The following is a 25,147-nucleotide window of genomic DNA, read 5'->3' on the forward strand; positions in this document are numbered from 1 at the left end:
CAAAATGTCAGAAACAGATTTCGAAGTTGAGATTCAACAAAAAATAGATTCCAAAACAAAGCCGCTGGGCGCGCTGGGGATGCTGGAAAAGATTGCATTTCAGATTGCTCATGTGCAGCAAACGCTTTCGCCGGAACTGACGAAGCCGCATATCGTCGTTTTTGCAGGCAGTCACGGCATTGCAAAAGAGGGCGTCAGCGCATATCCAAGCGAGGTGACGGCACAAATGGTTTTGAATTTTCTCAATGGCGGAGCTGCCATCAATGTGTTTGCACGGCAGCACGGCATTGAGCTTGTGATCGTGGATGCCGGGGTGGATTTTGTATTTGAAAAAAATGAAAGGCTTATCAATGTCAAGATTGGTTTTGGTACACAAAGCTTTTTGTCGGCAGATGCAATGACGTCTGAACAATGCAAAAACTGCCTTGAAAAGGGCGCTGAAATTGTCAAAAATATAAAACAAACTGGCTGTAATGTAATCGGTTTCGGTGAAATGGGCATTGGTAACACCTCATCAGCGGCCGTTATCATGAGCAAGTTGCTCGACATTCCCATTGCGGATTGCGTAGGAAAAGGCACCGGGCTGGATGACAAGCAGCTGCTTCAAAAGCTTTCCATTCTACAAAACGCTTTGACATTTCACGCTGAGTCCGGTAATGATCCCATGCAGGTTTTACAGACATTCGGTGGGTTTGAAATGGCAATGATGTGCGGCGCCATGTTGGAAGCGAATAGGCAAAATATGGTTGTGCTTGTTGATGGTTTTATCGCCTCAGTTAGTCTTTTGTGTGCATTTCAAATGAATGATAAAATCATGAATAATGCGATTTTTTGCCATCAGTCGGACGAAAAAGGGCACAAACTTTTACTTCAAAACTTGAATGCAAAGCCTATTCTGGACCTAAATATGCGGCTGGGAGAAGGAACGGGATGTGCGGTTGCATATCCGTTACTGCTTAGCGCCGTGGGGTTTCTTAACGAAATGGCCAGCTTCGAAAGCGCGCAGGTAAGTCAAAAAACGGCATGATGAAAAAGCAACTGACATTGTTTTTGAGCGCGTTGCAATTTTACACCAGGATTCCGATTCCAGCCAACATTCCATTTGACGCAAGCAATCTCAATCCTGCAAGCAGGTTTTTGCCAATGATTGGCTGGCTTGTGGGTGGCGTTGCTGCATTGGTTTGGATGATTTTTGCTTTTGTAGATGTGCATGTTGCCATCATTTGTTCCATGCTTACCTCCATACTCGTCACCGGCGCTTTGCATGAAGACGGATTTGCAGATTTTTGCGACGGTTTTGGCGGCGGGTGGACCAAAGAAAAAATCCTGCTGATCATGAAGGATAGCCGCATCGGGGCTTATGGTGTCATTGGTTTGATTGGTATGTTAGGACTAAAATTCAGTCTTTTAAATGCCCTTTCACAATTTACAGATTCAGCGATATTAGGATTCTACATGATCAGCGCTCACGCATTAAGCCGTTTGATGTGCGTAATGGTGATTTTCTATTCAACTTATGCGCGCAATACAAATGATAGCAAGTCAGGTTTTGTAGTGCAGAAAATCAGCATTGCGACAATATTGGTTGGATTCGTATTTGGCACGATTCCCTTGATTTTTCTTTCCCTAACATTACAATCCGCTTTCATTTTCTTGGTCATTCCGCTGTTGGCAATGATCACCTTTTCAATGGGAAGCTATTTCAAAAAATGGATTGGCGGCTATACCGGAGATTGCCTGGGCGCGGTTCAGCAGGTTTGTGAAGTTACTTTTTACTTTTTTCTATTAATCCTTTGGAAGTTTATCTGATCAGACACACCAAGCCAATGCTCACGCCCGGATTGATCTACGGACATCTGGAAGTGGAACTTGCACCAGGATTTGAAGCCGATGTTCACAACATTAAGTCCCAGCTTCCCCCAGCGCTCGAAGCCGTTTATTCCAGTCCGTCAACACGTTGCACGCTTCTTGCGAATGAGATTTTTCCGGAATATCAGACCGATGAGCGGCTGCGGGAATTGCATTTTGGCGATTGGGAAGGGCAAACCTGGGATAGTGTTGATCAGGATAATTTGAAAGTTTGGATGGACGATTTCGTTAATGTCCGCATTCCGGGAGGAGAAAGTATGTTGGATCTAAAAGCCCGCGTTACAGACTTCTTTACATCATTTCAAAACACAAATCATAAGAAAATCGCCATCATTACGCACGGAGGCGTGATTCGATTATTGCTTACCTTACTGGCAAACAAACCTTTGCATGAATGCTTTGAAATTCATGTGGACTATGGAGCCGTTTTTACGGTTGATTTGAATTCCCTCTCGTTTTGATAGAAAACGGAGTTCCCCGCACTCAGCTCACGCTTCAAAACCACAATAGGACTGACACTCATCGGCCTCGATCTCTCCCAGAATTTTCATCTTTTATCAGATAAATTTTAATGTTGGAAAAGATAAAATTCTATTCAAAATAGATTGACGTAGTGATAATATCTAAAAATATGGCTTCTGATAGAGAGTCAGTTCCTCTTTTATAGTTTTGCGTAGATATTTAATCCTTTACAACCAAATCGTGAGCAAATTGCAACAGGAGTGTAAGGCTAAATCAGGAAGGTCAGGCATTCCATTATATATTTGAACAAAAAAATAAACAAGCAGCAAGGAGCCGTAATTCAAACTACCATTATGTTTTTAGAAAAGATCAAATCCAGACAGTCAGGTGTAATGCTTTACGGCATTACGCCTCCAAAGGCAGGCACGACCCCAGAGCGGGTTGCAGAAATCGCAGAAAAAACAATTGCCCGCCTTTCTTCCCTGGATATCGATGCACTCGTCGTATATGATGTACAAGATGAATCTGCCAGGACGAATCAGGAAAGGCCGTTTCCATTTATCAATGCGATGGATCCCCTCGATTTTGCCTCGGAACATCTGGGTAGTTTGAATGTTCCGAAAATCATTTACCGGCCCGCCGGTAAATTTACCAATGAAGAGTTGTCCGATTGGCTGGAAAGACTGCATCAACAGACATTCTATCCCGTTTTTGTAGGCGTGCCTGCACCGGATTTTAAGGTAAAGACGAGTCTTCCCGAAGCCTACAAAATTTGGGAAAAGCACAAGGTCACATCCGTTATCGGAGCGGTGACCATTCCCGAAAGGCACCATGTTTTAAAGGATGAGGATGTAAGGATCCTCGACAAAATGAGCAGCGGCGTTTCCTACTTCATTTCCCAGTGTGTTTTTGATCTGGCTTATGCAAAGCAGCTTATTAAAGATCTGTCTTTCAGCTGCAAGGATAAACAGATCGATCCGCCAACGATCATTTTCACGATCACAGCCTGCGGATCTGCCAAAACACTCGATTTTATGGAGTGGCTCGGAATTCATTTACCCGAGCAGGTTAAAGAGGACCTTAGGCTGGCCGAAGATATGCTTGAAAAGTCGGTAAAGATTTGTCTTGAAATCGCCTCGGAACTCACCGCGTTTTGCATGGAGCACGGCATTCCTTTTGGCTTCAATATTGAAAGTGTCGCAATCCGCAAAGCAGAGATCGAAGCATCCATTGATATGGCATCCGCTATAAACCAGCTGCTCAGGGATGCAGGATTAAGGAAATGATATTGGGTTAACTGGTCACTAAATTACCGTTTTTGAAGGATAGGCGTGCGGCAGTACAATCCGGAAGGTTGTGCCTGTATCAGGATGGCTGTTGATATGCATTTTTGCGCCAAGGACTTCGCAAAGCCGTTTTACGATAAAAAAACCGATCCCTTCGCTGCTTTCAGTGGCAAAGTCCTGTATGTCGGAAAGCAGATCAACACTTTCAGGTATGCCTTCCGGGCTGAGAGCGTCATCTGTCAGATCGGAAAGTATTTTTTGCGGGATTCCCGGCCCTGTGTCTGATACTGAAAATTCCCAGGCGGGCACTGGAAATTCATCGGCCGAAGCCGTTACGCCCCAGCTAACTGTGACGCTGCCCTTATTTGTATATCTCAAAGCATTTAAAACCAGGTTCTGGGCAATGCGACGGACTTTAACCTGATCGCCGTCAACGGTCAGGTCTACGTCCCCTGAAAATTTCATCCCGATCCCCTTGTCGTTTGCAATCGATAAAGATCCTTCACATAACTGGGAGAGCATGGCGGAGGCATCAAAGGAAGCAACATGCAATGTTTCCGCTCCCGATTCCAGCCGTGAATAATCCAGGAGCTGGTTGATCATCTGTGTTACCTGCCCAAGGTTGCGCTGGATCATCGCCAGGGTTTGGGCACGGTCTTCTTCTGTGTCCATATGGTCCAAAAGCGTCGTGCCACCCGAAATAATGCCAAAGCTGCCCCTCAGATCATGGAATGTCGACCTCAGAAACGAGCCCCGGTGCTGGACATATTCTTTCATTACATTCAATGACTGGATCATTTCATAGGACCCTTTGAGCTGTGACGAAAGCATATCATGCTGTTCGCTCGCCTCTTTTAAGACCGTAATATCCAGCTCGGTAACGGCTACGCCATGTATATGCCGGGTAAGGGCAATGCCCAGCCATTTTTGCTGCTCTTCCACAAACAGCTCCTCGTAATACGCCCGGTTGGCGGTAAGCACATCTTTCATCACCTCCTGCCGCTGCGCCGGAAACATCTGGGAGGCCATATTGCCAACCAGCTCGCTGATCGTACTTTGATAATTATCGCTGAATTTGCTGTTGCAAACCACAAGCGCGAAGTCTGCTATTTGACTGCGATCATCGTAAATGGCTTTGAAAAAGCCTATGGAAGCCGGGGAACTGTCCAGTACAGCCTGCAAATTATCGGCCGTCTGGGTTAATGCTGTGTTGGAAATTTTAAGCTCCTTGGTCCTTTCGTCCACATGGCCTTTGAGCTGCTGGGTCATTGTTTTTTGCGAATGAATGTCGGTGCAGCTGCCAATGTAGCCCGTAAAGCCGCCATCCTGGGCAGTCATGGGTTTGGCATTTTCCAGCACCCAGCGGTATTCGCCGTCCTTCCGCAGGAGCCTGTATTCAAAGCTGAACGGTTCTTGCTTGCTGGCATTTTCAGTAAAGGCTTTTTTATAAGCTTTCAGGTCATCGGAGTGTATCGCATCGTAGAATGTTGCAGCATCATCATTAAATGACCTTCCGGTATATTCCACCCAGGCTTTGTTTAGGAAATTGATCTTGCCGTCAACACCTGAAACCCAGATCAGTGCAGGGGCATTGTCGACAAGGTCCTCAAACCATTGCTGCCGCTCAATGAGCAGTTCATGTGCTTGCCTGTGGCCGGTAATGTCCTCAAAAACGACAAAAACCGTTTCTTTTTGCATCTGGACTACTTTGCTGGCATGCACCAGGACGGTGCGGTGATGACCATCCGCAAATTTGATATTTACTTCAAAACCCTCGATCCGCTCATTTCGGGTAAGCACATTATTCAGCAGGTCACGAAAACCGTTGAAGTCCAGCTGGCCGCTGCCGAACTCATTGATCGAGCTTCCTTCCGTACGGTCGGGGCTTGTTTGGAATATTTCATAGAATGCTTTGTTGGCAAGCTTGACCCTGAGATGCTCATCGAGGACCAGTGTGGCTTCTTTGATGGTAGAAAGTATGGCTTCCGAATATTGGTAGGATTCGGTCAGTTGTTCGTTGCGGCGTTGCAGTTCCTGGTTAATCGTATGAAGCTCCTCGTTGGATGCCTCAATTTCCTCTTTGCTGGTTTCCAGCTCTTCATTAATGCTTTGCAGCTCTTCATTGTTGCTGACAATTTCTTCATTAGCCGATTGCAGTTCCTCATTATTAGACTGCTGCCCCTCTATGATCGCGTGCATGTCCTGCCTGAGCGACGTGAGCTCTTCTTCCAGGTGCTGGTTTAATTTCAACGCATCACCGGACGTCTTTCCGTCCACCCGGTTCTGTAATGTTTCCTGGAAAAGTACGAGGAAAAGTTGCTGGTTTACCGGGTTTGCAATGGGAACTGCCTCAATATCGGCGTAAAGCGTGTTCTTGCCCGATTTGATCACAAGGCCGGTCTTTTTGGCAGGTTGGCCCGATTGGCGTGCCTTATGGATGATGTTCCGTAACTCGAAGACCACCGATGGATGCGCCATTTTGGTCAGGTTCAAACTGGCCTTGCCCGGCGCATGTTGCAGAAAAATCCCCGTCGCGCCGCGAAACTGGACAACTTCAAGATCCTGATCCACTACCACGCAAGCAGGCACATACTGGGCAAGCATGTTCTCTATTATTTTATCCAGTTCGAGCACCGGCATCACTTCCGTTGTTTTGACGGCTGTGATTTTCAGGTCTTTTCCGGACGGGTTTTTGCGGAAGGTCATATCGATCGGGATTTTAACCTGCGTATTGTTCTTACGGGCAAACAATTTGTGGGATTTCTCAACCTGTACAAAATGCGCAGGAGAGCTTCCCGCAGACTCGGATTTACCTAAAAGCAATAAACCGTTTGGTTTTAATGCATAATGAAATGTGGCAAATACATTCTTTTGAAGCACGTCATCCAGGTATATCAGCAGGTTTCGGCAGCTGATCAGGTCCATCCTGGAAAAGGGCGGGTCACTCAAAAGATTATGCGGTGCAAAAACACAAAGGTCGCGTACCAGTTTATTAACTCGGAAATAACCGTCACTGTAAATGAAAAAGCGTCCCAGGCGGGCTTTGGTAATATCAGCGACTTCGGCCTGTGTGTACAATCCCAGACGCGCCTTGGTGATTGCTGTATCACTCAGGTCCGTAGCAAATATCTGCACCGGCATAATCGCAGCACGTTCACCCAGGATTTCAACCAGCATAATGGCCAGTGAATAAGCTTCCTGCCCTGTTGAGCAGCCAGCTACCCAGATCCGCAGCGGGTCATGGTCAGCCTTGTTTTTAATGATCTCAGGAAGTACGTGCTTTTTAAGATGGTCCATGGTCTGCGGGTCCCTGAAAAAGCCGGTAACATTGATCAGCAAATCCCTATATAATACCTGAGCCTCAGAGGGGTTTTGTTTGAGATAATTCAAATAATCCCCGGGCGTTTCGAGCTTGTAAAGCAGCATCCGGCGTATAATCCTTCTGCGAATGGTGGTTTTTTTATAATGCCTGAAATCGGTGCCTACCGCGGACTTGACAAAGGAAAGCACATCGTCCAGTTCCTGGTCGGAGCCATCGTGTTCCTTACTTTCTGCCGTTTCGCTGGTGAGCTTAAATACGGCCGTTTTTTTGCTGAGCAGAACCAGTTCTTTGGCCATTTCAGCTGGTGAAAGCACCATGTCCACCACACCTTCCTGAATGGCCGACTGGGGCATTCCCTGCTGCACGGCGGTACTATCCTGTGCAAATGTAACTCCTCCCGCTACCCGGATGGCTTTCAGGCCCTGCGAGCCGTCGGAAGCCATGCCCGACAATATAATCCCGATCGCGCCATCCTTTTGTCGGTTAGCAAGCGACATAAAGAACTGATCGACAGGTAAATGGATGGATGGCTTTGGTTTTCTGGGTATCAGCACCAGTACACCGTCAAGAATTTCCATGCCTTTATTGGGCGGGATGATATAAACGTGATTGGGCTGTACAGGCATTAAATGCGTAGCCTCAGATACCGGCATGGCAGTAGCCGCCGCCAGGATCTGGTCAAGCTGGCTGTCGAAATCGGGTGCCAGGTGCTGGATGTAGACGTAGGCAAGCCCGGTATCAGCAGGCAAATGATGCAATAGTTCCAACACCGCCTGCTGCCCGCCCGCGGACCCGCCTATGGCCACAATCGGGACCGGGCGATCAGCTGGCTGCAAACTTTTATTGTGGGTAATGCCTTCCTCTTGCATTAGTCGAGCTGTATAATTTGATTGTTTCTGCGTCTGAAAGCCAGATATCGGGTAATACAAATCCACGGTTTTTGAAACCTATTGTGCCGATTATGGTAAGGTAACCGTAGCCCACCATAAGCTGCATACGTGCCTGATACTGGAAAACGACTGAAAAGCTTTTCCTGTTTTCAGAAGATAAGCGCTAGCCTGCCCGGCGTAACTCTCAATGATGTCATTGGGGTGATCTGAATAGCTCAGCACGATCACGGGCACGGGAGGAAGGTTATTGACGGTTATGAAATTCCGGATATCGGCCAAAAGGCTTAGTCCCTCGTGCCTGGAAGGTAAGTACAGGTCAAGCAGGATCATTTCAACGGGTGGATTTAAAGAAGCATATTCGTTTTCAAGAAATTCTACCGTGCTGTCCTGACTGCTTCTATGGACTACTTTAACATCGGGCATACCCATTTTGAGGGCTGCCCGCATCATTTGCCAATGATCGTGATTGTCTTCAATAACCAGGATACTTTTGTTATTGAAATTTTTGGCCAAAACCTGTCCTTCAAATTCGGGATAGCTGTTCAGGAAACAAATGCTGACCGCCTGGGCTATTTCAATATATCCCTCATAAATGACCGGTTTTACAATGTAGGCGTTCACGCCATTGTCATAGCAGCGCCTGATCAACTGGGCATTGGAACTTGTCGACACCATAACGACCGGAATGTGCCTGCACAACGGGTCGCCCTTGATCCTTTCCAGGGTTTCCATGCCGGTTAACCGGGGCATGTTCATGTCCATTAAAATGAGTGCGGGCTGTTTCGGAAGGTTGTCGGCCAGGGCTTCCAGCAGTAACTGGCCGTCAATGAATTCTAACACTTCTATGCCTTCGATAACATTTTCCAGCGCTTCCCTGAGAAGCATCCGGTCATCAGAATCATCATCGACAATGTATACAGTTTTATTAGCGAGCATATTATTTTAACAGCACATCAAACCGGCCTTTCGGTTTTTTTATCAAAAGTAAGCAGGACATATTTTTTGTCCAGAGCTTCCATTTAGGCCAAATTATGCACTAATGTAGCAATAAATAACCAGAACCGGTCTGTCTGGATTTCCCATGGCAGACTGGTTCTGGTTTCATGTCAGGACGAAAGCAAATCGGTGATCCTGGGCAGGCGCCGCCGGCTTCGAATCACTTGCTTTTCCCGAAAAACTTTTGCTTCGGCGAATCCTTTTTAATGAAGCCTTTAACAGCCTCAGCCAGCTCAATCGGATAGTCAGATTCGATGATTGACGCGCCGTCTCTTGCGATCGAAATGTAAGCCGCTTTGCGCTCTTCGGCACTTTTCAATTTGTCGTAGGATGACGCTGCCGAGATCATGGCCATTGCGCCGGCTTTATTGAGCAGGCTGTAAAGCTCCTGGTTATCCGGTTTAACCGTGGGGCCAATGTAAGCGATCATTTGAGTGAAGGGAGCGCCTGCTTTCTGATAACTTTCAAACTCCGCTTTGGTTTTGATAAAAGCGGAGAATGTGCTGTTTGGGTTGTTTTTTAGATAAAATAAGGCTTCCTCCGGTTTATGAACAGTCATCATTACGAATGCATCGGCCTTGTGTTTGCGGATCAATGCGGCAGTCATTTCCAGCGGCACGTCCTTGTGATCCAGGTTGAGGATGGTTTTCCCGCGGCCCCATTCAATCACTTCGCTTAATGTCGGGATAGGAAAATCCGTCACATTCCCTTCCGCATCTTTTAACCTGAATTGTTTGAGCTCGGCATAGGTGTAATCCGAGAGTTTGCCTTTTCCGGTCGTCGTCCTGTCGAGCGTCGCGTCGTGCATAAGCACCATCACGCTGTCCTTGGTAAGCCGCGGATCTATTTCAAAAAACGCTGGCGTATGTTTTAATGTATTTTCAAAAGTCGCGATGGAATTTTCAGGAAATCCTTTCACCATCCCGCCCCGGTGCCCGGCAATGAGCAGCACATCATTTCCGGTATATTTAAAAAACGCGTGCAGGTCCTTGGCGGATTTCAGTTTAAGCACATTCATCTGATCCTGACCATTCACAGCATTTAATGCACCAAAAAGGAACAAGCTGGTTATAGCAGAAAGTAAATAAGACTTTTTCATAAAAATGGGTTGTTAAGGCTAACGGGAGTTGAGTTTTAAAAGGCTGAAAGGCTCTGCGCCGCCCAGACTAAATATGGTAACGGTAGAATTGTCCTGCACAAGCCGGCGGTAATTTTTTAGCGGCATGCCCAGTTTATAGGCCATATAAAAGCGGTTAACCGCATTATGCGCTACAACCAGAATCGTTTCGCCATCATGCTGCCGCTCTTTTTCAGTGAAAAAATCATCAACACGCTGCACAACTTCCAGGGCCGTTTCACCCGAGCCGCCTGCCTTGGTATGGTCCGGATCATCGGACCATTGCGACCATAATTCAGGGTTTTCTTCAACGAACTCTGCGCGCGTCTTTCCTTCCCAGGACCCGAAATTGGCTTCGGTTAACCGCGTATCGGCAATGACGTTTTCTGTTTGTGACGCGACTTTCGCGGTGTTGAATGCGCGTTGCAGTGGCGACGCGTAAATGGCGTCGAATGTAATGTCTTTGAGCATTTCAGAAGCATAATATGCTTGTTGAATTCCCTTTTCGGTCAGTCCGATGTCCGTAGCACCGCAGTAACGGTTGCCATCGGCATTGTAAAAGGTTTCTCCGTGGCGGAGCAGATAAACTGTAAGCATAAGTTTTTTATTGGGTCAAAACGGCGTCCTGAATGTAGTTCCGTTTTCTGAGTTCCTGCATAAAATTTTGGTATCCTGTCTCGTATTTTTCAACCAGTTCGGCTGCTGGTTCCACCACTTTTTCCATGTGCGTCATCGATTTTGCGGCTTCCCTTAATGTTCCATAATGTGTGGCCGAGGCAGCCAGAATTGCCGCGCCGGCCGCACCCGAGATCTGCCCGCATTTGTAAACCGGCTTGTTGAGCACACTGGCACGGATCATCAGCCAGGTGTCACTGTTGCTCGCTCCGCCTGCGGTGAAAATCGCCCGCACGGTTTCGCCGGAAAGTGATTCAATGAGTTCATAGGCAATGCGTTCAATGTAGGCGACGCCTTCCATGCTGGCGGTAAATAATGTTTCTTTCGACAAGCCTTCCGGTGCAAATCCACGTGCTTGTTTGGAGATAAACGGAAACCTTTCGCCTCGCTGCATCAGCGGATAAGCGCTTTCAAAGGTCGGGATTAACTGCGCGGCTGCCTGGTTAAGTTCGGTTAAGTTTTCTGAAAATCCGGCTGTGATCCAGTCTGCGCCGGTGTTGCTTGCGCCGCCGGGCATCCAGTAACCTTCTGGATGGCGGTGACTGTAAAGCCTGCCGAGCGGATCATTGATTTCTTTCACCGTCACGCCCTTTACAACCAATGTGGTGCCAATGGTCGTATTCCAATCGCCGGGGTTAACCACGCCCGACGCCACCTGCGAAGCGCAGCCGTCGGTCATGCCGGAGACAACTTTTACGGCGGGCAACCCCAATTTTTCAGCGAGCTTGGGAAGCAATGTGCCAATGACCGTGCCGGAAGGAACGACGTCCTGCAACCATTCTTTTTCGATAGGTAAATGTTCTGAAATATAGTCCGGCCAAACGCCTTTACTGACGTCAAATCCTGATTTCAATGCATTGGTATAATCCGTAATCCTGAAATTTCCGCAGAGTTTTCCAATGATATAATCCGTCGCATGGATCCAGGTTTTAATCTGCGCTGCCTTGTCGGGAAAGTGGTTCACAAACCAGACCATTTTGGATAAACCGCTCGACGCATTAAAACCCGTATAACCTTGCGGATTGAATTCTTCTGCGACCCTTTTGCAAATTTTTCCTTCCGCTTCCGAGCGCATATCGCTATACATGAGCGCGTGATGCATCGGAACGTCGTTTTGGTCCAGCGGGATCACAGTCCCGGAAGTGGATGTTACGGATATAGAAAGGATGTTTTTTTTATCAATTTCCTTTCCAACGGAAACTGCAATGTCACTCAGACAGCCCAGACACGATTCCCACCAAAGCTGCGGAGATTGTTCTTCGCGCGAAGTGGCCGTTAGTTCAAAACGCTTTTCGGCCGCCGCTTTCACCGCGCCATCCTGGTTCATCAGCACAACCCGCACTCCCTGCGTGCCAACGTCAATGCCTAAAAAATATACATCCATTACAATGCCGATTTAAATGTGCCGCGACTCTTTTTCCATTCCTGATATAAATGTTCGTGTGCTATGGAATCGTCGGGAGCAACTTCTTCCAGAACCGGTGGAATGTCACTTTCAACGCCTAAGGCCAGGTTACATGCAAACACGCAGCCAACCGCCGAAGCCTGCCGGTAATTGTCCCTGATCCCGACTTTTTTATTAGTCAGATTAGCAAGAAATTGCCTTAGTAACCGGCTTTGCACACCGCCGCCGCAAGCCCAGATGTGGTCTTCTTCATGGGCAATAACTTCGCACAGGCTCTTGTAATTTTCAAAAATGCTGCACGCAATGTCCCATAATGTTGCAAAAACAAAATGTCCGCGTTTCAGCTCGTGCGATACAGGCGTATTGAAGATAAACCCGCCCCGGATCAGCGGCGATTTTTCATCGGCGATCAACGAGCCGAGCGCCGCGACGCATTGCGCATCCTTAATGCTCGCAACTTCTTCTTCGATCAGTGCATATGGTTCATTAGGATAAAAAATCTCTTTGAGCCGCTGATAATTAAGGCCTGTTACACCCGCATTGGCTTCCAGCAGAAAGCTGTTTCCATCCGTATGCCGGCTTGTCCAGGTGCGTTCGGCGTCATCTAACAAATAATCCGCGCTGATTTTGATCACGGGCGTAGTCGTACCCGAAACGATCACAATATCATTCACGGATGGGCACATGCTCATGATCGCGAGTTGTGTATCCGAGCCGCCCACGATGACAACCGCATCATTTGAAATACCAAAAACCGCTGCAATTTCCGGAAGGATTTTGCCTTGAATCGAACCACAATCCTGTAAAGGAGCGAGTAGGGAAGGGTTTAGGTCAAAAATACTACAAAGATCCGCAGACCAATCTTTCGCCGCCACATCATAAAGCAGCGTTTCACACGCTTGTGAATGCTCATAACCGACAACGCCGCTGAATTTGTATTGAACCCAATCACTGATGCTCATGAATGTATGCACGCGCTGCCAGGTTTCGGGGATCCGGTTTCTTAATCCGACCAGCTTTAATGCTGAGAAAAGAGAAGTGGGATACCGGCCGGTTAGCTGATATACAGCGTGTTTGTCTTCAATGATATCTTCCCATTCCCTGCCGCGGTGGTCAATGTTGGGCATGCCGATCAGCGAGTTTCCTGCATTGTCTATCACAACAATGCCCTCGCGCTGGCTGGTTGCCGTGACGGCTGTAATGTTGATCTCACCTGTTTTATCAAATATTTTTTTGGCCAGACCAATGATCTGTTGCCACAATGCGTCCGGTGAAAAGTAAATGGACTCAGGATGATGCGGATCCTTTTCGTAGCGCGCATCTTCGCTTTCAACGCCCAGAATGTTGCCATTCGGCTCCGCAACAGCCACCCGCACATTACCCGTTCCTACATCTACAATTAAATAAGCTTGTTTCAATGTCATCCTTTTTGAACTGATTAAGATGCTTTTAAGGCCAAAACTTCCTTATTCACCAACTGCCGGATCGAACGGTTGCCTTCCACATAAAAATTGAAGAGGTTTTTGTTCATAATGTCGGCGTGATGATCTTCCACTTCGAAAGTTGCCCCGGCAATGTGCGGCGTGGCGAGCACGTGGGGATGGTGGATCAGTTTGTAATCGATCTCATCGGGCGGCTCATGGTCAAACACATCCAGGATCGCGCCGCGGATCAGCTCATTTTTAATGGCATAGAGCAGATCTTCGCGCTGCACCACCACCGCGCGCGCCGTGTTCACAAAAATCGCGTCTTTTTTCATCAGCGAGATCAGGCTTTTGCCGATCAAGCCTTCCGTTTCCTTGTTCACGGGCAAATGAATGGAAACCACGTCGCTGTTTTGAAACAATTCTTCGAGCGTAACCTTCTTGTAAGCTTCATCTTCGGAGGTGTAAAAAGGATCATAGTAAAGGATTTCGGCAGGGAAATGCCTGACCAGATTCGCAATGGTCTGTCCCACAGCCCCAAATCCTACCATACCGATGGTTTTGCCCGCTATTTCATTTCCTTTAAACTGCAAATAAGAAGTATGCGCCCCGGCTTCCCAATTCTCGCCTTCCAGCCAGCTGACGGCCGGTAATGTGTTCCGCATCAGGTTCACCAGATTAGCAATGAACATTTCCGCAACGGCCTGCGCATTGCGCGCCGGCGTATTGAAAACCGGAATGCCCTTTTCAGTTGCAGCAGCCACCGCCACATTCGAAGGCGTGCCGCGGCAAACGCCGATAAACTGCAAATGTGCCGCTGCCTCAATCACTTTTGCCGTCACTTCATCGTGCTCGGTAATGAGCGCTTCAGCTTGTGTTTCCAGGATCAGATTGATCAGTTCCTGCTCATTATAAGCCCTTTCCTGCAATTTCCAGGGCTTGTAAATGATCTCCCCGAATTGTTTTCTCAATGCTTCCTGCGCCTTGTCGTGGTATGGTGCTGTAATTAGTACTTTCATAGTCATATTTGTAAAAAATCGTTGTTAGCCGATAGCCGCAGTGGCTGGCTCGGGCGTTTTTGAAAGGGTAATAAATTTGGTGAGGATGGCGCTGATGAAGTAAAGGATTGCCAGGATCCAGACCACGCCTTCACTGCCGATGGAGCCAATGAACAGCCCCACAATGGCTGGTCCGATGAAAACCGGCAGACCTGCCCCGAGATTCAGGATGGCCATCGCCGCACCTTTTTCTTCTTTGACCAATGAGGGCACTAAGGCGGAAAGCGGCACATAACCGGCCAGTAACCCGCCCCAAAGCACGCCGCATAGCATTACCATCCAGTAATTAGCATCAAACCAAATGGGCGAATAGTAAAAAACCAGCGTAGTAATGCCGCAGCCCACGCCACCAAACCAGATGATCGTATTTCGCCAGCCCAGACGGTCGCCCACGAAGCCGAACATTAAATTGAAGATAATGTTGCTCGTAAAAATGGTGCCCCAGATTTGCAGCCATTCGCGGGTGGAAAAGCCATGCGTAGCCAGGTACATGGGTAAAAAAACCGGAAATGCGAACTGCGCCGTCGTGTTGATGACCCGCACAATCCCGCCGATCAAAACCTTTGGCTCTTCGCGGACAATGGTCAGTCCTTTTAAGAGTTCTTTGGTTTTGGTAGAAGCGTCACCCACAGCAGCCACGGACGTTTTAAACTGATCCTTATTCACGACCAGGGCAAAGAAAGCGCCAACCGAAACCCAGAAAATGGAGCTCCAAAGCGTGTTTTGATAGCCAATGTGATCAATCGCCCAGCTTGAATAATAGGCGCCGAGCACATTAAGCCCGCCTGTAAAAACAAACCAGAACCAGCCCACCGCGCGTCCCAGCTGATTTTGCGGCGTTCGGTAAGTGATCCAAACCAAAAAGGAATAAGCAAACAGCGGATAACCAAACCCACGGATCGCGTAGGTGAGGAGCATGACCGGAAAATTCAGGCCCTTCATTCCCAGACCCACAAAACCAATGGTGCCGATCACATACAGCAGAATCCCGATAAACATGGCCTTTCGCGGTCCGTAACCTTCGGCCAGCACGCCCGAAAACCAGGAGGAAATGGCAATGGTAACGCCGTAAACCGTGAAAAGCGATGCAGACTGCTGAATGCTCATGCCGTGTTCCAGCAGATAGGGGCTGAGCCAGCCTTGCTCCACGCCGTCGCCCATCATAAAGATCAGGATCCCGAGGTAACCCCAGGCCAGGTGGGAAGGCATGCCTGCTTTGTTCAAAATTGGTGTCATTATACTTGGGTTAAGGGTCAGGAATAGGAATTTAGTTGAATGAGTATCTCAAACCCAGCTGAATGCGCCAGGGCGTCCCGCCGATCGGGCGCGTTGCAATGTTTTGAACCGCATATTTGTATTGTTGCGTAGCCTGGTCAAAGCCGTTTACATTCAGCAGGTTGGTGTTGCCCCGGTTGTAATTGCGGCCCCATTCTTTATTTAAAATATTCAGGAAATTAAAAGCATCCGCAGAAAGCTCGATGTTCTGGTTTTTCACAATGCGGATCGCTTTGGTAAGCCGCAGATCAATGTTGGTATAGAATGGGTTTTCACCTCCATTCCGCTCGGCAACCCTGCCAATGTTGGAATTGATATAATCTTTTATGCTTTTATCTGTCTCGGGATTGCTCAGCAGATCATTGATTCCCTTGCTGATACTTTCAGGAGTTGAAGGGTTATTGGGGTCAAAAACATAAGCTAGGTCATTGTTCAGCACAAAATCCCCGTTCAGGCTCGTGTTGCCGCCGATCAGGAAGTTGTAGCGGCTGCCACCGATGCCGATCAATGTGGCACCCAGTTGGAACCCTGCAATGGAAGGAGCTGCGCCATTGATCACCAGCTTATTGCGGAATTGCTGGTCCGAATATCCGTAGTTCAATTTTCGGGGATCGTCTTTTACGGGAAGTCCGGTTGAAGTGTTGGCCACGCAGCAGTTATAAGATGAATTGTCTTTCGAAGAGTTGATCGTATAGCTTGCATTTACATAACCATCACGCCCGATCCGCACGCTCGCATCCGCTACGAATGTCAGCTGATCCGAAATGCCGTCTGAAACAAGCTCCAAGACACGTCCCACATTCGTTGATTTCCTGGATTGCAGCCAGTCCGTAACGCCTTTGGCAGAAATGGACGAAGCAGGCACAAACACACCGCGGTTATCCTCATTAGTAAGCTGGAAATAAGGACTATCTACCAGGTTGCGGTCGAGATATACATAATTGTTGATCGTTCGGCCGATGATCCCGTTTACGCCCACGCGGATCCTGTCCCCAAAGAAGTGGTTGTAATTAATGTTGGCCTTGAATGTGGTGGGGACCTGGAAGCTTTTGTTCACCGCATTGATCGTGGAAATGTAGTTCACACCATCTGGGATGCCTGGAATTGAATTTGGATCCTGGCGGTAAGCATTGAAATCAGGGCGGGGAACTGCTGCGCCGGTGACGTCAATGGCACCAACCATGGTTCCGCTGTTCTGAATGTTGTTCACATGCGCGTAGTAATGCGGCTGCGAAGAAAACATGCCGCCACCGAGTTTCAGGATATCCCTTTTCTTGCCGCCAATGTCCCAGGTAGCCTGAAATCTGGGCTGAATGTTGTTCCAGTCCTGCGGCTTAATGTCTGTTCTAACACCAACTTCCCTGTCAACAGTTGCATTGTATTCACCATTGGTAAGGAATGCAGTGGCATCATAACGAACGCCCAGCACCACATTCAGATTCCGGTGCAAATTGAAATCAGCCTGCGCAAAAGCTGAAATATCCAATACATTCTGCTCCACGATCGGCGCGCCTTTCAAAGGAACTTCCCTTGCGTAACGGTAAGGGTTCAGATTGGCAAGATCGGTGAGGCTGGAAAAGAAAAACCGGCCGTTCTGCTCGCTGGAAAGATAGGTTTCCATGTAAGTGAACATATTATCCGTACCGAATGTGAAGTTGACTTTGTCCGTGTTTAAATAGGCCGTGTTGCTTAGATGCAACTGCTTCATGCGGTTGGACTCCGGGCTGAAACGCTGCCCGCCAAACTGAACCGACTTGGTCTGCGTCGCATTGGGATTGGATTCGGTAGGAAAAGGCGAGGTTACATTGACGATCGCACGAGGAATGTTCTGAAACGGCAAATAATCCTGGGGCGTTTTCGGTTTGTATGAATACATATACTGAACCTTGAACTCGTTGGTCAGCTTCGGCGTAAACGAGGAGCGCAAAGCTGCCATGGCCGTTGTGGAAACGTCTTTGAAATTATTATACGATTCCAAAAGGTTGATATTGGAATTGTCACTATCATTGAACGGAGAGACGTAATGTGTTGTGTTACTCCGTAATGTCAGTTTATGTTTCTGGTTGATCTGCCAGTCCAGACGCACAAAAGCAGTGTTTGTGGTCGTCTTCCGTGGAAACTGACCGTATTGTTTTCCTTTCAGACCATACAGTTCGGAGGCAATGCGGATAAGCTTGTCCAGCGAATCTTTGCGGATACCATAGCGCTGCTCATCGTCAGCGCTTTGAATGTCTGCAATTACAAAAGGCTGGCTCGCATCCTGGCGGTCGTATGCCACAAAGAAGTGCAGCTTATCCTTAATCAGCGGCCCGCCCAGGCTGAATCCCGATTGGTAGTTGTTAAAATCCTGCTCGCGTTTTACGCCACGAATGTCGTAACTGCTTGATAGTGTATTATTTCTAAAATATACAAAAGCTGAACCTTCCAGCTTGTTGGTCCCGCTTTTCGTTACCGCACTGATCGCCCCGCCAGACTGGCGGCCTTGCGTCACATCATAATCGTTGGTGATCACCTTGTATTCCCGGATTGCTTCCAGCGAAATCGCATAGGGGCCCTCGGCAACGGTTCCGTTGGTCCACTGGTTTTTGGCATTCATTCCGTCAATGGTCACATTGGCGCCCGTGGCACGCTGACCACCGAAGCTGAAATTGTCTCCGCCCTGCAAGGGCGACAGGTTGTTGAGCCTGGTAAAATTCCGGCCTTCATTCGGCAGATTTTTAATCTGGGCAGCAGTAATGGAAGTCGATGCGCCTGCTTGCTGGACTTCTTTTGCATAACCTTTTTCGGTAATAAGCACTTCTTTAAGAGCCGTTTCGGAGCTGGAAAGCGCAATGTCCACATTCAGTTTGTCGCCATAATTGAGCGAGTAACCGGTTTGTTTCACCGTCTGCAAGCCCACAAAAGAAACGCTGATCGAATAAGGTTTTCCTAGCGGAAGCTGCTGCAATGCATACTCACCTTTTGCATTGGTTACAGTGTGTGTTTCAAATCCAGTTCCTTCGTTCCTTACGGTAATCGTAGCGCCTGGAAGCAACTCGTTGTTGCCTGCATCTTTCACGGTTCCGATAATTGAAGCATCGGTTGCCTGGGCCGCTGCGTCAAGTGCTGTCGTCAGCCAGAGCCCGGCCATCAATAGCGCGGTAAGCAGTAGTCGGGTAGAGTTTTTCATGATTTAAGTTAAAGGTTTAGGAAATTCGTTTTAATGTGTTGGGATTGAACAATACGAATACATTTCATCATTTAAAGAAGTAAATTCGTCATCAAACAAACTAAATTAAAGTAATTTAAACAAATAAAAAGTAAATTAAACTTTATGAAACATACAAGTGAAATATTTAACAATATGATAATACCATTGATGACAGGGTAATTTTTGAATAAAATACATTCATTGTTGTATTATTTGAATATAAAATTCTTCTGTGACGGATAATGTTTCTGATAAGGTTTAATTACCTTTCGATTTCGTCCGACATGTGTTATCATTGCCGAAAGCACCATTCAATGAAAAATATTACAGAAAGGCATCAGCTCATTTTGCAGGAGTTAAAAAAGACAGGCACCGTCAATATTCAGGAGTTGTCTGATCTAATGCAGGTTTCCGGGGTTACCATCCGGAAGGATCTAAAATTACTTGAAGACAAAAACCTTCTTTTCCGTACACACGGTGGCGGTTCCATCAATAATCCCTACGCGATCGAGCGGCCTATTAATGAGAAGGAGTTTATCAATGCCGAGGAAAAGCAAAGCATTGCCAAGGCGGCATTAAGCCTGATCAGGGACAACGATTCTATCATGATCGGATCGGGGACAACGGTTTTTGAGCTGGCCCGGGCGCTTCATCCTTCCAAGCAGGTCACGGTGATCACCCCGGCAGTGAAGGTTACATTGGAGCTTAGTAACCGGCCCAATGTGGAAGTTTTGCAACTGGGCGGCCTGATCCGTCAGAATTCTTCCTCGGTAGCTGGTTCTTACGCGGAATACATTCTTGAAAATATCTCCTGCGGCATCCTATTCATTGGCGTAGACGGAATCGATTTTGACTTCGGTCTTTCGATCAGCAACCTCACAGAAGCCGGTTTGAACCAAAAAATGATCCGCACAGCGCAATCCGTGGCAGTCCTGGCGGATCACACTAAGTTCGACAAACGGGGAATCGGGAAAATTTGTGACCTGGATCAGGTCCAGTACATCGTCACAGATTCGGGCGTTTCTGCCGAAACGGTCAAGAACCTGGAAGACAGGGGGATTAAGGTGATAATATGACATTCAATCCCTGGTTTTGAAGCTTAGGTCTTGCGCAGTAATTATTGTAATGGCATTGTTGATTGAATCGTTTGGCAAAGTTTTAATACAAAACGGCGTATCAAGACTGATTTATTTATCATCAAAACTTCATTAACATGTCTGAACCAACCAAAACATCGCTTCAAAATCCACTTAGCAAATATCCAAAACCACCATTCAACAAACAGCCGCAGCAGGTGCCTGGGTTGGCTTCCAAAATGGACCCGAAGCCGGACCACGGTGAAACCAGCTATAAAGGATACGGACGGTTAACCGGCAGAAAAGCCCTGATCACCGGAGGCGATTCTGGCATAGGGCGTGCAGCAGCAATTGCATATGCCCGCGAAGGAGCCGACGTGGCCATTAATTATTTACCGCAGGAGCAATCCGATGCCGACGAAGTAATTGCGCTTATCGAGGCGGAGGGTCGGAAAGGATACGCGATCCCGGGTGATATCACGCAGGAAGCTTTTTGCCAGGAGCTTGTGAAGCAGGCTGTTGAGCAACTGGGAGGGCTGGATATACTGGTTAATAATGCCGGTCATCAGCAGGCTGTGGATTCACTGCTCGACCTTACGTCAGAAGGATTCGACGCCACCATCAAAACAAACATTTACGCTCCGTTCTGGATTACAAAGGCCGCATTGCCGCACCTTGCCGAAGGATCTGTCATTATTGCCACTTCATCCGTGCAGGCATATGACCCATCCGAAAATCTGTTTGACTATGCCCAGACCAAGGCTGCTAATGTGGCTTATGTAAAGTCGCTGGCCAAGCAGCTGGGACCGAAGGGAATCCGCGTGAATGGCGTAGCGCCCGGACCGGTATGGACTCCATTACAGGTGAGCGGTGGCCAGCCGCAGGATAAGATCGTGGAATTTGGGGAAGCTACGCCCCTGGGAAGACCAGGCCAGCCAGCCGAACTCGCATCCATATTTGTACAGCTCGCAGATCCGGAAGCCAGCTATGCTACCGGGCAAATTTACGGCGCTGCGGGTGGCGGAGGGCATCCATAATGCGTAGCTTTGCACAAAGTGAAGAAAAACCGCATTAAAAACGAATGGAAACGAACAAGGATATTAAGTCGATTGAGAATATTGAATTGGTTTTTCTGAAACCGGAAGATTACCAGGAGATCAAGGAAATGATGATCGAGACCTATTCCAGTATGCCTAATGCTTATTGGAAAGAACATCACATCAAAACGCTGATCAATATTTTTCACGAAGGGCAGGTAGGCATCAGGGTCGATAATGAGCTGGCCGGATGCGCATTATCGATCATTGTAGACTATGATAAAGTTGACTCTAAGCATACATATAGAGAAATAACCGGAAATTATAGTTTCAAGACGCATACCAATAAAGGGGATATCTTATACGGTATCGATGTATTTATCCGGCCCAAATATCGCGGCTTGCGGTTGGGGAGGCGTTTGTATGATTACCGCAAAGAGCTTTGTGAGAAGTTAAATTTAAAAGGAATTGTGTTTGGTGGGCGTATTCCGAATTTCCACCAATATTCTCATTCGATGTCCCCAAAGGAGTATATCGAAAAGGTGCGCAACAAGGACATTCACGACCCAGTTTTGAATTTTCAGTTGTCGAACGATTTTCACCCGGCCAGAATATTACAAGGATATCTGGAAGGGGATAAGGATTCCAATGAATATGCGGTGCTGCTGGAATGGGACAATGTTTATTATGAGAAAAGCTCAGACCAGGCTGCATTTACCAAGTCGATTATCAGGTTAGGATTGATACAATGGCAGATGCGGTTGTACAACGACTTTGATGAGCTGATGCAACAGGTCGAATATTTCGTGGACGCTGTATCCGGTTACCGTTGTGACTTTGCTTTGTTTCCGGAGTTTTTCAATGCGCCCTTAATGTCGGATTACAACCATCTTGCAGAGCCGGACGCAATCAGGAAGCTGGCCGAATACACGGAGAAGATTGTAGCGCGTTTCTCGGAGCTTGCTATTTCCTATAATATCAACATTATCACGGGAAGCATGCCGGAGGTTGTCGATAACAGCCTATATAATGTGGGTTACCTGTGCAAAAGGGATGGTGGGATTGAGCGTTTTGAAAAATTGCACGTTACCCCCGACGAAGCAAAGGTCTGGGGAATGCAGGGCGGTAATACCATCAAAACTTTCAATACGGACTGCGGAAAGATCGGAATCCTGATTTGCTATGACGTAGAATTTCCCGAGTTAAGCCGCATTTTGGCCGATGAAGGGATGAACATTCTGTTTGTGCCATTTTTGACGGACACCCAAAACGGCTATTCGAGGGTGAGAAACTGCGCGCAGGCAAGGGCCATTGAAAATGAATGCTACGTTGCCATTGCAGGCAGTGTAGGAAACTTGCCGAAAGTCCACAACATGGACATTCAATATGCTCAATCCATGGTGTTTACGCCCTGCGATTTCTCGTTTCCTACCAATGGGATAAAAGCCGAAGCGACGCCAAATACAGAAATGATTTTAATTGCCGACGTCGATATTGATATGTTAAGGGAGTTAAATCAATTCGGAAGTGTCAGGAATTTAAAGGATAGAAGGTCAGACATTTATTCGCTTGTGCGTAACCACGAAAGCCAGAAAAGTGGCAATGGTATAACTGTAAACGGATTGCCGCATGAAAACTGAGAAACAGAAGATGCTCGACGGCGAGCTTTACGTCGCGCTGGACCCCGAATTGACCGAGGAGCGAACCCAGGCGCGCCTGCTGCTGCTGGAACTGAATGCCGGCCGGGAAGATGAGCCGGAGAAAAGGGCGGATATTTTGAAACGACTAATCCCGAATTCGGGAACGAACCTGTGGCTGCAACCGCCATTTTATTGCGATTACGGCAGCAACATGATCGTTGGCGACAGTGTTTTCTTCAACTTTAATTGTGTTGTGCTCGACGTTACTTACGTGCGTATCGGGAGCCGCACGCTTTTCGGGCCAAACGTCCAGATCTACACGGCAACCCATCCCATTGATCACATTACCAGGGCTTCAGGCGTCGAATCGGCTAAGCCGATCACCATTGGGGAAGATGTGTGGGTAGGGGGCAGTGCTGTTATTAATCCTGGCGTTACGATCGGCGACCGCACCATTATCGGGGCCGGAAGCGTGGTAACCAGGGACATTCCGGCCGATGTATTTGCTGCCGGTAACCCTTGCCGTGTAATCCGCTCACTGGTGGTGAATGAATCCCGTGATACGGATTAAAAAGGCGATTTTTGGAATGAGACTTCACCGTTTTGATCCTTGGTATAAACCGCATAACAGTTGTTATTGTATTGGGCATCAAAATTAGGCTTGTTGGCAACCAGGTTCTTGGGGAACGGTTTGGAGGAATCAAAAAAGTAAACGGTGGTGGTGCCATATTTTGTGTATGGCATCATATCACCGTATTTCCGCATTTCATCGTAAACAGGTCCTTCTACTGATGCGGCGTAAATCCGAATGATAGGCCCCTGGTTGTTCTGGTTCCGGAATGTGGCAACTTCTGTAAAATTACCTTTCAGATCGTCGACGGTGGGTTGCGAAGTCGAATCGTAAATAATGTATCCGATCAGCACAATGATCAATACCAGGAATATCAATTTTTTATTTTGCATCATCAAAGGTTGCGTTTTTCGTAAAGTTACCGTGCATTTACGGGCGATAAAAATAAATGACTCCCACGAGTCTGCTCACGAAAACCGGTTGCGGGCGTCATAGGCCAGGCCGAGTCCTACACTGGACAGTTTGTTTTCCTCCGACCATTCTGCTGCCGGGAAAAGTTGCCTGAAATGTTGCTGGATTAGTGGAATTTCAGTTGACCCGCCCGTCATAATCACCAGCCCGATGCTTTCCGGAGTAACCCCTGCTGCTTGCAGGCACTCTCTGGCCGACTGCACAATGCGCTCTGTTTTTGTAATGATAGCAGCGTCAAAATCTTTTCTGTCAACATCTATGCGCAGGTCCTGGTCTATAAAATCCAGCGCGGCAGCAAAAGTTTCACTGCTGGCCAGGCCGATCTTGATTTTTTCTGTTTCTGCCAGCACCGCATGTCCCGTTTCCTGTTCCAGCACGCTGATGAGCCTTCCATAGCGCACCGGGTCGTGCGTTTCGCGAAGCAATTGTTTAGCCTGGAATAAAATTCTGTTGGTGTATAAAAAATTCACCTTGCTCCATTCCGACAAGTCAAAATAATGATACGAAGGCACTTCGAGGTTTTTTACACCATACTTGGAGCGGAAACCCAGCTCGGGCATCATTTCGGCAAGGCTCAGGTCGCGGTCAAAATCATTTCCGCCGAGCCGCACGCCGGTGTTCGCCAGGATATCTTCGCTTCTGTCATGCTTAGTAGCATTTTCTTTTGACAACCTTATAATGGTAAAATCAGAAGTCCCGCCGCCCAGATCGACGACCATCGCCAGCTTCTCTCCGCTAATCCGCGCTTCATGGGCAAAGGCGGCCGCAATCGGTTCGAATTGGAATCCTACGTGTTCAAAACCCAGGTTTTTGGCGATCTGTTTCAACTCATTCTCTGCCCGCTGATCCGCAGCTTCATCATTGTCAACGAAATGGACAGGCCGGCCCATCACCACGTGGCGAAGCTCCGTTCCGCAGTCCGCTTCGGCTTTAAGCTTCATCTGGTTGAGGAATGCTGCAATGATCTGATCAAACTTCATCAGCTCGCCATTCACCATCGTTCCCTGCCGCATGGCTGAACTGCCAAGAACGCGTTTGAGGCTGCGCATTAACCTGCCGGGCTGGCGGGTCAGAAACCGCTCTGTCGCTTCCCGCCCGAAGTAGGCATGGTTGTCTTTTCGGGCAAAAAACATGGCGCTGGGAATGGTCTGGTTATCATTTTCAACCGGAACCAGGAAAACATCGTTTTGATCTGCAACAGCCAGGCTGGAATTGGAAGTGCCGAAATCAATACCGCAAAAAACAGAAGTAGTCATCATTTTAAAAATTGGGCGCGCAATTTCTGATTAATTACCCGGCAATCCAAATGAATGTTCAGCTATAAGACCGGTTAAGCGGTTAATGGGCCAAACCACGGGCGGTGCAGGGTTGAAGAATTGTCCC

The 25,147-nt window shown here is 47.8% G+C and carries 19 protein-coding genes; 8 read left to right on the plus strand and 11 right to left on the minus strand.

What is annotated here, in order from left to right; genetic code table 11:
- Positions 1 to 4 precede the first annotated feature (4 nt).
- The 4 genes from cobT to L0659_RS05225 all read left to right on the plus strand — a co-directional run bounded on the left by cobT (position 5) and on the right by L0659_RS05225 (position 3,617).
- On the plus strand, positions 5 to 1,027 hold the full coding sequence (gene cobT / locus L0659_RS05210; RefSeq protein WP_235124638.1) for a nicotinate-nucleotide--dimethylbenzimidazole phosphoribosyltransferase: 1,023 nt from the start codon (positions 5 to 7) through the stop codon (positions 1,025 to 1,027).
- Positions 1,024 to 1,809 (plus strand): adenosylcobinamide-GDP ribazoletransferase, encoded by a 786-nt coding sequence (locus tag L0659_RS05215; RefSeq protein ID WP_235124639.1) that lies wholly within the window; start codon positions 1,024 to 1,026, stop codon positions 1,807 to 1,809. The genes cobT and L0659_RS05215 overlap by 4 nt, the downstream gene beginning before the upstream one ends.
- Positions 1,794 to 2,330: an alpha-ribazole phosphatase gene (gene cobC / locus L0659_RS05220; protein ID WP_235124640.1), complete on the plus strand. Its 537-nt coding sequence runs from the start codon at positions 1,794 to 1,796 to the stop codon at positions 2,328 to 2,330. Before L0659_RS05215 ends, cobC begins: the two co-directional genes overlap by 16 nt.
- Positions 2,331 to 2,684: 354 nt before the next feature.
- On the plus strand, positions 2,685 to 3,617 hold the full coding sequence (locus tag L0659_RS05225) for a methylenetetrahydrofolate reductase (RefSeq protein WP_235124641.1): 933 nt from the start codon (positions 2,685 to 2,687) through the stop codon (positions 3,615 to 3,617).
- Positions 3,618 to 3,635: 18 nt separating this feature from the next.
- Here L0659_RS05225 and L0659_RS05230 read toward each other — a convergent pair whose 3' ends face one another.
- The 9 genes from L0659_RS05230 to L0659_RS05270 form a co-directional block, all read right to left on the minus strand.
- Positions 3,636 to 7,808 (minus strand): chemotaxis protein CheB, encoded by a 4,173-nt coding sequence (locus L0659_RS05230; protein WP_235124642.1) that lies wholly within the window; start codon positions 7,806 to 7,808, stop codon positions 3,636 to 3,638.
- 90 nt (positions 7,809 to 7,898) lie between these two features.
- Complete coding sequence (locus L0659_RS05235) at positions 7,899 to 8,765, minus strand: response regulator (RefSeq protein WP_235124643.1); 867 nt, start codon at positions 8,763 to 8,765, stop codon at positions 7,899 to 7,901.
- A 220-nt stretch (positions 8,766 to 8,985) separates the two neighbouring features.
- Positions 8,986 to 9,924, minus strand: coding sequence for a glycerophosphodiester phosphodiesterase family protein (locus L0659_RS05240; protein ID WP_235124645.1), 939 nt, complete (start codon positions 9,922 to 9,924; stop codon positions 8,986 to 8,988).
- Positions 9,925 to 9,942: 18 nt separating this feature from the next.
- Positions 9,943 to 10,539 carry a histidine phosphatase family protein gene (locus L0659_RS05245; protein WP_235124647.1) on the minus strand — a complete coding sequence of 199 codons (597 nt, stop codon included), beginning with the start codon at positions 10,537 to 10,539 and terminating at the stop codon, positions 9,943 to 9,945.
- Positions 10,540 to 10,546: 7 nt separating this feature from the next.
- Positions 10,547 to 12,001, minus strand: a complete 1,455-nt coding sequence (locus tag L0659_RS05250) for an FGGY-family carbohydrate kinase (protein WP_235124648.1) — start codon at positions 11,999 to 12,001, stop codon at positions 10,547 to 10,549.
- Positions 12,001 to 13,446, minus strand: a complete 1,446-nt coding sequence (locus L0659_RS05255; protein ID WP_235124649.1) for an FGGY-family carbohydrate kinase — start codon at positions 13,444 to 13,446, stop codon at positions 12,001 to 12,003. Before L0659_RS05255 ends, L0659_RS05250 begins: the two co-directional genes overlap by 1 nt.
- Before the next feature lie 14 nt (positions 13,447 to 13,460).
- Positions 13,461 to 14,465 (minus strand): 2-hydroxyacid dehydrogenase, encoded by a 1,005-nt coding sequence (locus L0659_RS05260; RefSeq protein ID WP_235124650.1) that lies wholly within the window; start codon positions 14,463 to 14,465, stop codon positions 13,461 to 13,463.
- A 24-nt stretch (positions 14,466 to 14,489) separates the two neighbouring features.
- Complete coding sequence (locus tag L0659_RS05265) at positions 14,490 to 15,740, minus strand: MFS transporter (RefSeq protein ID WP_235124651.1); 1,251 nt, start codon at positions 15,738 to 15,740, stop codon at positions 14,490 to 14,492.
- Positions 15,741 to 15,771: 31 nt separating this feature from the next.
- The gene (locus L0659_RS05270; protein WP_235124652.1) at positions 15,772 to 18,948 is read right to left on the minus strand and encodes a TonB-dependent receptor; all 3,177 of its coding nucleotides are present in this window, start codon (positions 18,946 to 18,948) and stop codon (positions 15,772 to 15,774) included.
- 335 nt (positions 18,949 to 19,283) lie between these two features.
- Between L0659_RS05270 and L0659_RS05275 the strand changes: the two genes are divergently transcribed.
- The 4 genes from L0659_RS05275 (at position 19,284) to L0659_RS05290 (ending at position 23,293) form a co-directional block, all read left to right on the plus strand.
- The gene (locus L0659_RS05275; protein ID WP_235124653.1) at positions 19,284 to 20,045 is read left to right on the plus strand and encodes a DeoR/GlpR family DNA-binding transcription regulator; all 762 of its coding nucleotides are present in this window, start codon (positions 19,284 to 19,286) and stop codon (positions 20,043 to 20,045) included.
- 137 nt (positions 20,046 to 20,182) lie between these two features.
- The gene (locus L0659_RS05280; protein WP_235124654.1) at positions 20,183 to 21,082 is read left to right on the plus strand and encodes an SDR family oxidoreductase; all 900 of its coding nucleotides are present in this window, start codon (positions 20,183 to 20,185) and stop codon (positions 21,080 to 21,082) included.
- Positions 21,083 to 21,126: 44 nt separating this feature from the next.
- Positions 21,127 to 22,722: a carbon-nitrogen hydrolase family protein gene (locus tag L0659_RS05285; protein ID WP_235124656.1), complete on the plus strand. Its 1,596-nt coding sequence runs from the start codon at positions 21,127 to 21,129 to the stop codon at positions 22,720 to 22,722.
- On the plus strand, positions 22,712 to 23,293 hold the full coding sequence (locus L0659_RS05290; RefSeq protein ID WP_235124657.1) for a sugar O-acetyltransferase: 582 nt from the start codon (positions 22,712 to 22,714) through the stop codon (positions 23,291 to 23,293). The genes L0659_RS05285 and L0659_RS05290 overlap by 11 nt, the downstream gene beginning before the upstream one ends.
- Here L0659_RS05290 and L0659_RS05295 read toward each other — a convergent pair.
- Together L0659_RS05295 and L0659_RS05300 are read right to left on the minus strand one after the other, a co-directional pair.
- Positions 23,290 to 23,688: a hypothetical protein gene (locus L0659_RS05295; protein WP_235124658.1), complete on the minus strand. Its 399-nt coding sequence runs from the start codon at positions 23,686 to 23,688 to the stop codon at positions 23,290 to 23,292. The two genes, L0659_RS05290 and L0659_RS05295, sit on opposite strands and share 4 nt — an antisense overlap.
- A 72-nt stretch (positions 23,689 to 23,760) precedes the next feature.
- Complete coding sequence (locus tag L0659_RS05300) at positions 23,761 to 25,020, minus strand: Hsp70 family protein (RefSeq protein ID WP_235125249.1); 1,260 nt, start codon at positions 25,018 to 25,020, stop codon at positions 23,761 to 23,763.
- Positions 25,021 to 25,147 lie beyond the last annotated feature (127 nt).

This window comes from Dyadobacter sp. CY347 (genome assembly GCF_021502655.1).
Classification (GTDB): domain Bacteria; phylum Bacteroidota; class Bacteroidia; order Cytophagales; family Spirosomataceae; genus Dyadobacter.